This window comes from Cognatundibacterium aquatile (assembly GCF_014699135.1).
Classification (GTDB): Bacteria; Pseudomonadota; Gammaproteobacteria; order Burkholderiales; family Burkholderiaceae_D; genus Undibacterium; species Undibacterium aquatile.
On sequence record NZ_JACOFT010000001.1, the window covers coordinates 26,367 to 40,399 of the forward strand.

12 protein-coding genes are annotated in these 14,033 nt (G+C 51.4%); 7 read left to right on the forward strand and 5 right to left on the reverse strand.

Annotated elements, in window-relative coordinates; genetic code table 11:
- Positions 1-20: 20 nt before the first annotated feature.
- Both H8K26_RS00100 and H8K26_RS00105 read left to right on the forward strand, forming a co-directional pair.
- Positions 21-593, forward strand: coding sequence for a chromate transporter (locus H8K26_RS00100; RefSeq protein WP_190476434.1), 573 nt, complete (start codon positions 21-23; stop codon positions 591-593).
- A complete protein-coding gene (locus H8K26_RS00105) occupies positions 593-1,189 on the forward strand; it encodes a chromate transporter (RefSeq protein WP_223826764.1) in 597 nt (198 codons plus the stop codon). Before H8K26_RS00100 ends, H8K26_RS00105 begins: the two co-directional genes overlap by 1 nt.
- Here the strand turns inward: H8K26_RS00105 and H8K26_RS00110 are convergent.
- Entirely contained in the window at positions 1,186-2,586 is a 1,401-nt protein-coding gene (locus tag H8K26_RS00110; protein WP_190476436.1) for a DUF1501 domain-containing protein, read from the reverse strand. The two genes, H8K26_RS00105 and H8K26_RS00110, sit on opposite strands and share 4 nt — an antisense overlap.
- 10 nt (positions 2,587-2,596) lie before the next feature.
- The gene (locus tag H8K26_RS00115; protein WP_190476438.1) at positions 2,597-4,306 is read right to left on the reverse strand and encodes a DUF1800 domain-containing protein; all 1,710 of its coding nucleotides are present in this window, start codon (positions 4,304-4,306) and stop codon (positions 2,597-2,599) included.
- 324 nt (positions 4,307-4,630) lie between these two features.
- Here H8K26_RS00115 and H8K26_RS00120 point away from each other — a divergent pair, with 324 nt between their 5' ends.
- Positions 4,631-5,491 (forward strand): TraB/TrbI/VirB10 family type IV secretion system protein, encoded by an 861-nt coding sequence (locus tag H8K26_RS00120; protein WP_186884158.1) that lies wholly within the window; start codon positions 4,631-4,633, stop codon positions 5,489-5,491.
- A 23-nt stretch (positions 5,492-5,514) separates the two neighbouring features.
- Here the strand turns inward: H8K26_RS00120 and H8K26_RS00125 are convergent, their stop codons facing one another.
- Positions 5,515-5,841 (reverse strand): hypothetical protein, encoded by a 327-nt coding sequence (locus tag H8K26_RS00125; protein ID WP_190476440.1) that lies wholly within the window; start codon positions 5,839-5,841, stop codon positions 5,515-5,517.
- Positions 5,842-6,014: 173 nt separating this feature from the next.
- Between H8K26_RS00125 and H8K26_RS00130 the strand changes: the two genes are divergently transcribed.
- Both H8K26_RS00130 and H8K26_RS00135 read left to right on the forward strand, forming a co-directional pair.
- Positions 6,015-7,532, forward strand: a complete 1,518-nt coding sequence (locus tag H8K26_RS00130; RefSeq protein WP_190476443.1) for an aminotransferase-like domain-containing protein — start codon at positions 6,015-6,017, stop codon at positions 7,530-7,532.
- 205 nt (positions 7,533-7,737) lie between these two features.
- Positions 7,738-9,048, forward strand: coding sequence for a dicarboxylate/amino acid:cation symporter (locus H8K26_RS00135; protein ID WP_186884155.1), 1,311 nt, complete (start codon positions 7,738-7,740; stop codon positions 9,046-9,048).
- Between the two features lie 78 nt (positions 9,049-9,126).
- Here the strand turns inward: H8K26_RS00135 and H8K26_RS00140 are convergent, their stop codons facing one another.
- Complete coding sequence (locus H8K26_RS00140; RefSeq protein ID WP_190476445.1) at positions 9,127-10,350, reverse strand: TCR/Tet family MFS transporter; 1,224 nt, start codon at positions 10,348-10,350, stop codon at positions 9,127-9,129.
- A gap of 128 nt (positions 10,351-10,478) precedes the next feature.
- On the opposite strand from H8K26_RS00140, the gene paeA reads away from it, so the two are divergent.
- Both paeA and H8K26_RS00150 read left to right on the forward strand, forming a co-directional pair.
- Entirely contained in the window at positions 10,479-11,789 is a 1,311-nt protein-coding gene (gene paeA / locus H8K26_RS00145) for a polyamine export protein PaeA (RefSeq protein WP_190476446.1), read from the forward strand.
- Positions 11,790-11,871: 82 nt separating this feature from the next.
- Positions 11,872-13,146: an Hsp70 family protein gene (locus H8K26_RS00150; RefSeq protein ID WP_190476448.1), complete on the forward strand. Its 1,275-nt coding sequence runs from the start codon at positions 11,872-11,874 to the stop codon at positions 13,144-13,146.
- Positions 13,147-13,221: 75 nt separating this feature from the next.
- On the opposite strand, the gene H8K26_RS00155 is transcribed toward H8K26_RS00150, so the two are convergent.
- Complete coding sequence (locus H8K26_RS00155) at positions 13,222-13,743, reverse strand: Spy/CpxP family protein refolding chaperone (RefSeq protein ID WP_190476449.1); 522 nt, start codon at positions 13,741-13,743, stop codon at positions 13,222-13,224.
- Between the last annotated feature and the right edge of the window lie 290 nt (positions 13,744-14,033).

Genomic DNA, 14,033 nt, shown 5'->3' on the forward strand with positions numbered 1-14,033 from the left:
CTGCTGACATTTCCAATACCATGTCTACCGAGCCTCAACCTGCACGTGCACGTCCAACATCTTTAGCAGACATTTTCTTTTCATTCACCGTGCTGGCATTGCAGGGCTTTGGCGGCGTCGTCGCGATTGTGCAAAGAGAAATGGTGGAACGCAAACGCTGGCTGACCAACGAAGAATTTGTGGAGGATTGGGCGGTTGCGCAAATCATGCCCGGCCCGAACGTCATCAATCTTTGTCTGATGATAGGTAATCGCTACTTTGGTCTGCCGGGTGCATTGATGGCGCTGGCGGGCTTATTGATGATTCCCTTGATCATCGTGTTGCTGATGGCCGTGGCGTACGCTCAATTCGCGCAACACCCCGGCGTCGCAGGTGCCTTGCGTGGCATGAGTGCCGTAACCTCCGGGCTGATTTTTGCGACCGGTCTGAAACTCGTTCCTGCACTTCGCAATCACCCGCTGACCCGGCGTCTGGCCTTGCTGTTTAGTGCGCTGTGTTTTGTTTGCGTTGCCCTTCTTAAACTCCCACTGGTTTATGTATTGCTGGGGCTGGGTGCGATCAGCTGGGCGCTGGTGTTCAGGAAGCTGAAATAATGAGCGAAGCAATCCATCCGGTTTTACACATCAGCATGAATTGGGGCGACTGGTTTCATCTGTGGCTGCATTATCTGATGCTGTCCTTGTTGTCGATCGGCGGCGCGGTATCAACACTGCCGGACATGCACCGTTATCTGGTCGATCAGCAACACTGGCTGACGGATGCGCAATTCAATGCCTCGATCGCGATTGCACAAGCCGCACCAGGGCCGAATGTCTTGTTTATCGCCCTGATGGGTTGGAATGTCGGTCTCAACAGCGGCAGCATGTGGGCGGGCTTACTCGGTGTGCTGATCACGATGTCAGGCATTCTGCTGCCAAGTACCACGCTCACTTACATGGCTGCCCGCTGGGGCCATGAAAACCGCGATCTGCTCGGTGTGCGCAGTTTTAAACTCGCAATGACGCCTATCGTCATCGGTCTGCTGCTTGCAACAGGCTGGATCATGGCGAGTTCACACAATGTTGTGGCGCGCGACTGGCCACTGTGGCTGCTCTCGGCAGCATGTGCCTTCGTGGTCTGGCGCACCAGCCTGCATTTGTTGTGGCTGCTGGCGGCGGGTGCGCTTTTGGGTTGGTTCGGGCTGGTTTAAACAAAACCCAGAGTACGGTTGCTGGCGTTGTAATTCACCAGATTGGGCAACAACATCAGTAAATTACTGTCGGATACGCCCAGCCATTTACCCAATGTTGCGGCGTACTGATCAACTGAAGTCGTCGGCAGCAAACGACCCTGACCGACATCATCCGGCCCATTCGACGCAACGACAGGCGGTGTGCCGAAATAGCGCTGACCATTCACCGCGCCCCCCATCACAAAATGCATACTGCCCCAGCCATGATCTGAACCGTCATTGTTGCCACTCAACGTACGGCCAAAATCAGACGCGGTAAACGTGGTCACCCTGTCCGCGACGCCTAACTCTACTGTTGCGTTATAAAACGCCGCCATGCCATCTGCCAGCGTTTTCATCAGACCGGGATGATTCGCAACCAGACCGTCATGCGTATCAAAACCACCCATAGAAACAAAAAACACCTGACGCTTTGCACCGAGTGTCGTCGCGCTGGAAATCATACGGGCGACTAATTTCAGTTGATCACCCAGACTGTTTTTCGTCGGGAATGGCGTGTTCAGTACAGGTGCGCTGGCCAACGCCGAAGACAAAATGACATTCGCATCAATTGCCCGTTTCGTCACGCGGTTATATTCATTTTCAAATAAATGCGTGCGGCTTTGGGTGATTAAATTTTGTAAGGCAGCAGAGCATTCTTTCGAGCCAAACATGGATGTCTGCAAGGCCGATAGCGGCACTGATCCGCTGGTCGATACCTGATACTGCACCGCTGTATTTCCGGATAAATACACGGCGTTTCCGGAAACGTTGATACAGGTAAACGTCGAATTTGTATTCGCAGCCTGAAACAGATCGCCCATACGGCCGCCCCAGCCCGTACGCGCGCCTTCGGCAGAGCTCGACTGCCATACCGATTGCTGATCGTTATGCGAAAACAGTTTCGGCGGCAAAGGCGCGCTCTTGTTTGTGTACTGTAATTTAGTGGTCGGTTGTACCAGCGTGCCCGTATTCAGGATCACGCCCAATTTACCGGCATTGAAGATCGGCATCAGCGGCGCAAGATTCGGTGCCAGCGCATATTGGTGGCTGACCCCGGCGCTGTCTTTCGGATCGTTGAGCGAGCTCAGTGCCGTCGCCGTCAGCGTATCCCGCGCATACGCCAATGTCGGACGCAATGCTGAATACGCATTGTAGGAGCTGGTATCGTAGGGCACCAGGGTATTGCCGTAATCATTGCCGCCATATAAAAAAACGCAGACGATGGCTTTGTAATCCGTTGCGGTGGCCGCTGCGGCCTCGGACATCGCCGCCAGATTTAAGGCCCAAGGTGTCGCAACACCGGCCACTGATAAAGCTGAAGCGCGCTGTAAAAAAGCACGGCGGGATGCATTCATCCTGGTTTGATCGGTCATGATGAATTCCTTATTTAATGACGAGAAATTCTGGCGCAGCCAGAACCAGGGTCAGTGCGGCATAAATGCGATTATTCTTGCGCGCATCCGTACCGGTTGGCATGGTGTTGACTGCCGTGGCAATATTGTTCAGCGTTTCATCGCTGATTTGCCCCGCTGCCAGCACGATATTGATTTCTTTCAGCAGCGCCGGTGCATTTTCAGCTAAGGGCAACAAGCTGCTGTAATCGGGGATTAAATCGGTATTACCAAGACTGACCAAGCGCTGCATAAAGTTCACATAGCCGACCACGGTTGATTCATTGGTGATCTGAAATTCCGGTGCGACCAGAGATGCGGCACCGATCGCGCTATTCGGCGGCAAATAACCGGGACGGAAAAAATTAAAAACCGATGAAGAGCGCGAAGGACTTTGCCCAAGGCGGGTCGCCGGATCGCTGGTATTACCAATACTCCAGTTACCACTGACGGACGATAACTTATACGCGCGCGCCCATGCCAGCAAACGCAACACCGGTTCGCGCAATTTACCGGATTGCGGATTACTGAGATTCGCTGCGTTGCGCGCTTCATCGTCCAGCAGCAGCGCTTTGACCACTGCACCCAGATTGCCTTTCACTCCTTTTCCATCGTTCAGAAATACACTCGCAACACGCTGCACATAGGCTGGCGTCGGGTTGCTGGTCACCAGTCGCTGTATCAGCTGACGGCAGATAAATGGAGCAACATTCGGATGCGCAAAAATAATATCCAAAGCCGCGTTTAAACTTTGCGCACCATTTAAGCCGGCAGGCACCGTCGCACCAAGAAATGTCGCCACCCCTGTTTCATGGCGACTATCGACCTGCGTCATCGGACGCCTTAAAAAATCCGGCGTATCAGTTTTGCTGGTCGATAAATCAAAATCCCAGCCGGTAAAAACTCTGGCCAGACCGGTGATGTCGTCAAGGGTATAGGTTTCCTGCTGCACGCCGTTCACGGTCAGCGGTGTGCCGTCGGGATTGAGCTTGAGCAGCCCGATAGAAAACAATTGCATCAGTTCGCGGGCGTAATTCTCGTCAGGCAGCGCGCCGGTTTTGGCATTGTATTTGGTGTTCCCGCGATACGTCAGGTATTGCCCCATTGCGGCACTGGTGGACACGTTTTCCAGCAAAGTGCGGAAATTGCCAAAACATTGCGCTTCCAGCAAATCCAGAAACTGGGCCGCAGAAAATGCCTGCCAGCCAGCGCCCACCAGGCCATCAATCCCGACCACGATAATTTCTGACAAGGCAAACGTGACGCGCTGACGTAAGGTATCTGGCGCGTTAATCAACTTGTACCAGACCACAGAATCAAAACCGTTCTGGGTAAAAATATTCGTCGCAGCGTTAAAGCCTTTGGCTACCAGCCAGTCCCAACGGGTCTGGGAAGGTGGCATCGCCATCTGCTCATCTATCCATGCCGCATAGCCAATCGCACTGACGCGGGCAATCTGTTCGCGTGTCGCACCGGTCGACGCCTGCGCCAGAAACCGGGATGCCTGAATTTCGGTGACCGGCGGGACATTGATAACGGGAGCGGTGCTGCCGCTGCCACCTGTACTTCCGCCGCCACCGCCACAAGCACTCAACAGGGTGGCCGATACGAGCGCCGCAGCCGGTAAGCCCACACCGGAATTTTCATGCAGGCGGGACGGATCACCCCCGAGAACGTTCTCATCTTCAGTTTGAACCAGCATGTATTTCTCCCTCTGTATGCATGCAATGCCAGACACCATTGGCGAATCCGGAATAGCATAGAAGACAGCCGCTGGATTCGCACACTGAATTTGTATGCGCTCTTCACAAAATGAACGCATAAAGCCGCTACAAAACAAGCGATTTCATAGGAGAATAGCGCAGTCGCTGAAAACCACGATATTAATTCTTGTTACATATTCGTTTCCGAAAACAACTTCATGTAGAGGATGCCTGCTACTAAATCATCAATCTTTGTTACAGTCCGTGCCACAGATTAAGGTATCCTTGCCAACCTGCCATCCAGAAATTCTTGACCGCCATCCATGAAGTTGAGTATCGAAGCACCAGAAAATGACCTTGCCAAGTCTGGCGAAATTCATCTGCATATCCGGTTTCGACCCGCCAATTTCGTAGGTATCGTGATTGTTTTGATCATTCATGCCTTGCTGCTGTACTTCTTACTGAATATGCATCCGGTCAAGAAAAAAAAGCAGGGCGATGACGCCGCCTCACAAAATGCCATCGTTCTGATGCTGGATAAGGCAACCGTCGCAAAAATGGCGGCACCTGAACCCAAAAAGCCGGTTTCCAAGCCCGTGGTCATTCCACGTCCGAAAAAATCCATCGTCTCACCGGTAACGCCGCCGGTAGCACCGGTTCAGATGGCGCAAACAACCGTCACACCGCCCACTCCCATCGTTCAGGCACCACCTGAGCAAGATATGATGAGCATGTTGAATGCTGCACGTGAACGACGCCGTGCGCAGGATCCGTCGAATCAGGAAAATGCGGCAAACCAGCCTGGACGCGGCATGAGTCCGCAAGAAGTCGCAGAAGCCAACGTGCGTCGCAGTATGCAGCAAGCGAATGGCCGTGAAGGTACGGGCGGAGTATTCGAGATCAAAGACAAAAACTTACGCACGGCGACCTTCACCTTCCGTGGCTGGAAACCGGGCAGACAAAACAGCTACAAAAAGACGATAGAAGTGGATGCGGGTCTTGGTGGCGATATTGAGATCGCCATCATCCGCCGTATGATCGTGTTAATCCGTGAAGAATATCAGGGCGACTTCAGTTGGGAGTCACACCGCCTTGGCCGGGTAGTTACCTTGTCAGCCAGACCGCAAGACACCGCAGAGCTGGAAAATTTCATGATGAAAGAGTTTTTTGGCAGCGGCCGCTAAGCCCTTCAGACTCAGTTGTGCGATCAACCGGGTACACGCCTGCGCCAACTGCGACGCCACCAGCGAAGAGTGAGATTTTTTAAGGCACACCAGAATCGAACAGCCATAGTGGATTCTGGCAGTTGAGTCAAAATCTCGCTACGACGCCGGGCCGATATCTGTATCCAACCGCTGCGTTCAACAGCATAGACAGCACCTTCCGGCATGTAAATTTGCGTTGTGTAAGCGTAAGCATCAACCTCCGATGAGGGAATCCGAATAACGACCTGGCCGACACTTAAATGTAATAAAGTCCCGGCGGTAACATACACCTGAAGCGACTGTGTGGATTGCAAAGTAGTGATATGCATGCTGAGCTCTCATCTGAAGATATGCACACAGAATAGGTCAGGGCAAACAGCCATAACAGACACAAAAACGCACAGACTGCATCGGTGCAAACCAGAATTCCGGCATCTGTTATTGTGTCTATTCACGCTAACTGTATCTGTTCATCCTGTATGGCGGAGAGGATCATCGTCGCATGCCCAAACACAGCACATTTCAACTGTACAACCCGAATCACGAGAATGATTTGCCTCTGCCTTTATACCGACGGCTGGCCAATCATTATTTATCAGCGATGAAGGCAGGCACGCTGGTGGTCGGTGATCGTATGCCGTCTGTGCGCAAGCTGATGCAATTGCATACGGTGAGCTTATCAACCGCTTTGCAAATGTGCCGCCAGCTGGAAACTGAGGGATGGCTGGAAGCGCGCCCGCGCTCGGGTTATTTTGTGCGTCAGCCAAGACGCATTAATCTCGTGCCGGCAACAGAGCCGCCCATCAATGCACCGATTGACCCGGCGCAGTTCGTCGGTATTCACGAGCGAGTGTCGGCCATCATCGCGCAGGGGCAGCGTCCGGTGAATATCAATTTCGCCAGAGCCAACGGTGAGCCGGATATGTATCCACAGGAAGAGTTAAAAAATCTGGCCATACGCTTGCTGCGACAGCGGCCGCAATTGCTGACCAAGGCAATCTCGCCGGGCGGCAATAAAGAACTGAAAGCAGCATTGGCAAAGCGTGCGCTGGGCATAGGCATGAGCATCAAGCCCGATGATGTCGTTGTTACGATGGGTTGTATCGAAGCCTTGAATCTGGCTTTACGTGCAGTGGCGCAAGCCGGTGACGTCATCGCGGTAGAGTCGCCGACGTTTTATGGTCTGCTGCAAGTGCTCGAGAGTCTGGGTATGAAGGCGCTGGAAATTCCGACCAGCCCGCAAACCGGCATCTCGATAGAAGCGCTGGAGTTGGCGATGCGCACCTATGACAATATCAAAGCCGTCGTTGTCGTGCCGCATTTGCAAAATCCTTTGGGTAGCATCATGCCGGATAGCCATAAACAAAGACTGGTTGCCCTGTGTGAAACGCAGCAAATTCCCTTGATTGAAGATGATTCGTACAGCGCCTTAGTGAATGCCGACGCGACACCGGTCAGCGCCAAACACTGGGATAAAACCGGCAATGTGATTTATTGTGCGTCCCTACATAAAATTCTGGCACCGGGCTTGCGCGTCGGCTGGATGGTCGCCGGACGCTGGCACGCCAGAATCAGCATGCTGAAATATGCCCAGACCCGGTACAACGAAGAATGGTCGCAAATCGTGCTGGCCGAATTTATTAACTCCAGCGCCTACGACCGCCACCTGCGACGGCTGCGTCATAGTCTGACTCAGCAACGCGAGCGCACCGCCGAAGCGATTGCCGCCTATTTTCCTGAGGGTACCCGCCTGACGATACCAGATGGTGGCGTTTCACTCTGGATAGAAATGCCGCATCAGCTTTCGTCGCAAGCTGTATTTGAGGCGGCGTTAGAACAGGGGATATTAGTGTCGCCAGGTTTGCTGTATTCAAACTCAAACCGGTTCGATCATTTCCTGCGTTTAAATTGTGGCAAGCATTTCACGCCGGAATTAGATAATGCGCTGCGTCAGTTGGGACACATCATCACGGCCATGGCGCGACAACGTCAACATCAGGAACGGCACATCGCGGCTTAAAACTGATCCGGCCTGAAAATAAACACATATTCAGGCTAGATTTTCCACACTCAGCACCCCGCTTGGCAGATTGGCAATCGTGTGGAAACCCACAATTGCCCGGACTTGCCTATTTTTTGATAATGCTCTCGGTTAGAAATCATCGTGATTGATATGGCGCATTCATTCCCGCCATCAAATTCCACAAAATTAACGGAGACGGCAAATGAATAAGCCACCAATCTACAAATCCCTGTATTTTCAGGTGATCAGCGCCATTATCATCGGCGTTTTATTAGGTCACTATTACCCTGATTCCGGCGCGGCAATGAAACCGCTGGGCGACGGCTTCATCAAGCTGATCAAGATGATGATTGCACCGATTATTTTCTGTACCGTGGTGATCGGTATCGCCGGTATGGAAGATATGAAAAAAGTCGGTAAAACCGGTGGTATGGCGCTGCTGTACTTTGAAGTTGTCAGTACGCTGGCGCTGATTGTCGGGCTGGTCATGATCAATCTTGTCCAACCCGGTGCTGGCATGCATATCGATGTGAATGCGCTCGATACCAAAGGAATCGCCGCCTACACTGCTCCGGGAAAAATGCAGACAACGACCGAGTTTCTGATGGCCATTATTCCGACAACCATCGTCGATGCATTTGCCAAAGGTGAAATTCTGCAAGTCTTGCTGATCTCGGTATTTTTTGGTTTTGCACTGCATCGTTTCGGTGGTCGCGGCACGCTGGTTTTTGACTTTATCGAAAAATTTTCGCACGTCTTATTCGTCATCGTTGGCTACATCATGAAAGCGGCACCGATTGGTGCGTTCGGCGCGATGGCATTTACCATCGGTAAATTCGGCGTTTCCTCACTGCTGTCACTCGGTTATCTGATGGCGACTTTTTATGGCACCTGCCTGATTTTCATTTTCGTCGTCCTCGGTACTATTGCTAAGTTCCACGGTTTCAGCATCTGGAAATTCGTCAAATACATCAAAGAAGAATTGCTGATCGTGCTCGGCACCTCTTCTTCTGAATCCGCATTGCCGGGGATTATTGCGAAGCTGGAAAAACTGGGCGTGAAAAAATCTGTCGTTGGTCTGGTTGTTCCGACTGGCTATTCATTTAACCTCGATGGCACCTCGATTTATCTGACGATGGCAGCCGTGTTCATCGCGCAGGCCACCGATACGCCGATGAGCCTGATGCAGCAAATCACTTTGCTGGCCGTACTGTTACTGACATCCAAAGGCGCGGCGGGTATTACCGGCAGCGGCTTTATCGTGCTGGCCGCCACTTTATCTGCGGTAGGCCACGTGCCGGTTGCAGGTCTCGCTCTGATACTCGGTATTGACCGCTTCATGTCAGAAGCCCGCGCTTTGACAAATCTGATCGGGAATGGCGTTGCAACTATCGTCGTGGCAAAGTGGGGAAATGACGTCAACATGCAGCAGCTGGAAAACGGTCTGAATTCAGTCAATCCAGTGGACAGTGATGATTACGAAGCGATGATGGATGTACCTCGGCATCGCTGATCGGTTGATGATCAAAAAAAGCGGACAAATGTCCGCTTTTTTTATGCGCGCAAATTATCGTACGCAAATGATAGTGCGCTATTTTTTCAGGTGACGCATCGCCAGCAAGAGCGCAAATAATTGTACTGCTGCCGCCATAAAAAAGGGCGCGCCAAGCATCCAACTACCGCGTGGAAAATGACTCACCTGTGCCAGCAAAGCAGTGCCAGTGAGTGTCGCCGCAACGCTCATAATACTCGCCAGAGCACTTAGTGAACCCATGGCTAAGCCTTGCGAACGCGCATTCACAGCACGAGAGAAAAAGGCCTGTAAAGCTGGCCCGGAAGCAAACGCAAGCATATTGCACAGGATCAGGACATACATCATCCAGCCCTGCGTGGCCACGCCGTACAGACTCAGCGCAATACACGAAGACGTGAGGCCAAACAAAACAGCATTCGCATCACCGACACGCTGTATATAACGCGTCAGAAAAACACCTTGCATCAGCACACTGGAAATACCGACCATAAACAGGGAAAAACCATTTTGCATCGGCGTCCAGCCGAAACGTAATTCCGTCGATAAAACCCAGGTCGTTTGCAAAATAAACTGGGCAAACATCGACAATGCGTACACCCATACCAGCGGCCCCACGCTCTGTAAATGCGCAAGCCCGTTCAGTCCGGCAAATGGGTTGGCCGATAACAGTGAAAAGGCTTTACGGTGTTCCGGCGATAAGGATTCAGGCAAAGAAAAATAGCCGTAGACCACGTTTGCCAGCGACACAAGGGCAGCCAGATAAAACGGGTAATGAATATGAACTTCACCGAGCAGCCCGCCGATCACAGGTCCGCAAATAAAGCCGAGACCAAACATCGCACCAATTTTTCCCAGCGCCTTGCTGCGATTTTCCGGAGCGCTGACATCCGCAATATAGGCCGTTGCGACAGACAGATTACCCGCAGTCACACCGCCTAAAGCCCGGATAAACAGCAGCCAGTAAATGGATGTTGCCTGAGTCAGTAAAACAAAATTCAGCCCCAGTCCAAATACACAGGTCAGCAACACCGGACGGCGACCAAAGCGGTCACTCAGTGCGCCGATCACCGGTGCAAAGAAAAACTGCATCACACCGTAGATGGCGACAATCGCGCCATACCAATATGCCTGCATATCGCTCTGCAGAGTAAACGACGCCACCAACCGGGGCAGAACAGGAATGATCAGACCGATGCCGAGAATATCCAGAAAGACAGTAATCAGCACAAAACGCACATTCGTCGACAAAGACGTTTGCTCAGAAGAATCCGGTGGAGGCATCTGCACTCTCTTTCGATACAATAAAAATTCAGGGATCAATTTGCGGTGTCGCCGTCTTACACGCATTCTCAGGCGGAGGTTTGCATAGTATATGATTAACCCTGACAACATGCTTCACGGGAGTTAACATGGCCTTATTTGATCACTTTCTGGTGATTGCTTTACTGGTTGCGATCAGTGCATTTTTCTCGATGGCAGAAATTTCTCTTGCCGCAGCGAGAAAAATGAAATTGCAGGTACTGGAATCAGAAGGGGAGTTGCGCGCAACGAAAGTACTGGAGCTGCAACAGGCGCCCGGTCATTTTTTTACTGTTGTACAGATCGGCCTGAACGCGGTCGCGATACTTGGCGGTATTCTGGGTGAACAAGCGCTGACGCCGTATTTCTCAACCGTATTCCACGCGATGTTTGGAAATAACAGTTGGGTCGATACTGCGAGTTTTCTGACATCGTTTGTCTTTGTTACTTCCATTTTCATTCTGTTTGCGGATCTGATTCCGAAAAAGCTGGCAATGATCGCGCCGGAATCAGTAGCAATGGTGGTCATTACCCCGATGCGTTTGTGTGCCCGCCTGTTTAAGCCGCTGGTCTGGATATTCAATGGCTTATCCAATCTGATTTTCAAAGTGCTGAATTTACCAACCGTAAGAGATGAACAGATTACCTCGGATGAAATTTATGCGATGGTGGATGCCGGTGCTGAGGCTGGCGTGCTGCAGGCACGTGAACACCACATGATAGGCAATGTGTTTGAGCTGGAAAGCCGCACCGTCCCGAGCGCGATGTCACAGCGCGACAGCATCGTATTTTTTACCTTGCAAGACACCGATGCCGTGATACGCCAGAAAATTGCGGATAATCCGCACAGCAAGTTTCTGGTCTGTGACGGCCATATCGATAATGTCGTCGGTTACGTCGAATCCAAAGATATTCTGAAGCGCGTCCTGACCAATCAGGCTTTTTCCAAAGTGCAGGAACTGTCGATCAGAACCGCGCTGGCCGTACCGGATTCACTGACTTTATCGGAGATGCTTGAGCAATTTAAAGGGACGCGCGAGGATTTCGCCGTGATCCTCAATGAATACGCGCTGGTTGTCGGTGTTATCACACTCAACGATGTCCTGAGTACGCTGATGGGAAATCTGGTGCATCCGTTTCTGGAAGACCAGATCGTCCAGCGCGACACGAACTCGTGGCTGATTGACGGTGCGACAACGATAGAAGACGTTTGTCGTGCCCTGAACATAGATTCCTTGCCCGGGCAGGGCAGCTATGAGACTATTGCGGGCTTCATGATGACGATGCTCAAAAAGATCCCGAAGCGTACCGATTTCGTGATGGTAGGCCGGTATAAGTTTGAAGTTGTCGATATCGACCATTACCGTATAGATCAGTTGCTGGTCGTTCTTCAGCAAGAACCGTCAGCAACACCGGAATAAAGGCTTCTGTATAGAGGTCACTCATTTTCAGCGCCGCCAGCATCAGGTTGACGGCGTTTTCGTTTTTTTATCAGGAAGTTTCATGTCGCAAGCTTGTGGAGTAGATTTTGGTACCTCAAACTCAACCGTGGGTTGGCATCGTGGCGCGCAATCCGTTTTGCTGGCGCTGGAACAAGATAAGCTGACTTTACCATCGGTCATTTTCTTCAATGCCGAAGAACATGAAGTCAGCTACGGACGTGCCGCGTTGGCGAACTATCTGGCTGGGTACGAAGGGCGCCTGATGCGCTCGATGAAAAGCTTGCTGGGTACCAGTCTTATCGACGGCCAAACGGAAGTCATGGGCAAGCCACTGGCATTTCGCGATTTACTGTCGCAATTTATCGGTGAACTGAAAAAACGTGCCGAACAATCCGCCGGACAAGCGTTTGAACATGCGGTATTCGGTCGCCCCGTCCATTTCATCGACGATAACCGCCAGGCTGATCAGATCGCCCAGAACACGCTGGAAGATATCGCTCATGCGGTTGGTTTCAAAGAAGTACATTTTCAGTTTGAACCTATCGCGGCCGCCTTCGATTATGAGTCGCGCATAGAAAAAGAAGAGTTGGTTCTGATCGCCGATATCGGCGGTGGTACTTCCGATTTTTCTCTGGTGCGTCTGGCGCCGGAACGCGCGCATTTACTGGATAGGCATGACGATATTCTAGGTAATGGCGGTATCCATATCGGCGGTACGGATTTTGATAAATATCTAAGTCTGACGCACATCATGCCCTTGCTGGGTTTAGGCGGCAGACTGGCGAATCAGACCGATGTGCCATCAAGTTATTATTTTAATCTGGCGACGTGGCACACGATCAATCTGGCGTATACGCAAAAAGTCTGGCGGGAATTACAGGATGTATATCGCGATATACAAAGCAGCGATGTACGTCAACGCTTTGAACGCTTATTGAATCTGGTCGAAGACCGGGATGGACACTGGCTGGCGATCAAATCGGAAGAAGCAAAAATTTTATTGTCGGATCAGGATGCCATTAATCTGCCGCTGGAACGCCTGCGCAGCAAACCGGTATCTGTGCCCTGTTCACTGATACTGGAGCAAGAAGGTTTGCAATCAGCCATCGGCCATCTGAGCCGCGATATTGCACAGGCTGTCGCCAAAGTATTGCAGCAGGCGGGTATTCACCCAGATCAGGTGGATACAGTCTTCTTTACGGGTGGGTCGAGTGGCGTGCGCGGTTTGCGTCAGCAAATTGCTGCGATTGTTCCGAACGCACGTAAGGTGGAAGGCGATTTATTCGGCAGTATCGGTGCAGGCTTGGGATTAGATGCGGCACGACGATTCGCCTGACAATAGAAAAGATATCGCTTGAAAAGTAAATGGGCACCCGATGAAGGCGCCCATTTTATTTTGCTTCTGAATTTTTTATGGCTTGTCCATCATGCCGGGAGCATCACCGCGTTTATGCATTTGCCGCGCCATGTGGCTCTGCATTTTGTGCTGCAGGCGACGATGGCTTTCATCAAAAATCTTTTGCTGTTCAGGCGTCAATGTTGCATAGAAAGTCTTAGTAGCAGCCAGACGATCCTGCAATGCCGCTTGATGCTCTTTCATTTTTTCCAGCATTTTTTCCATGCGCTGCGGTGTGGTCAGCTTATCCAGCTCTTTAAAATCTTCGCGCTGCGGCATGGCTTTAGGCGTGACCGATTGTATGAATGTTTTCCACGCGGGCTCCTGTGCTGCCGTAATCTTTAAGGTATCGTGCAGCTCTGCCTGATGCTTGGCAAAACGTTCTTTCATCTGCTCTGGATTTTTACCAGGCTCGCCCATAGGATGTTGCGGACGCGGAGGAATGTCCGGTGCGGTTTGTGCCAACGCAATCGCGCTGACGCCACAACAGGAAGTAAGGACAACTGCCAGCAAAGTTTGTTTGAAATTTTTCATCATTTATCTTTCTGAATGCACGGAAAAAGCTCAGACTTTGCAGATACTTATTTTTTAAACAGGACTGACGCAAAATTGCTCCGGCAAGGCATGGCAACACAGACAGTACGAATAGTACGGCCAGGAGCCATAACGCCGCTGGGGCGGTTTTGCGTCAGTCCTATAAAATAAAACAACTGCAGTTGAGCAACATTAACCGTTACACATCTTGCCGGGGTAACAGTCAACGGCCTCATTGTGCTTGCGTCTTGTAACCGGTAAATATCAATTACGTTCAGGTTTGTATCTCTGTG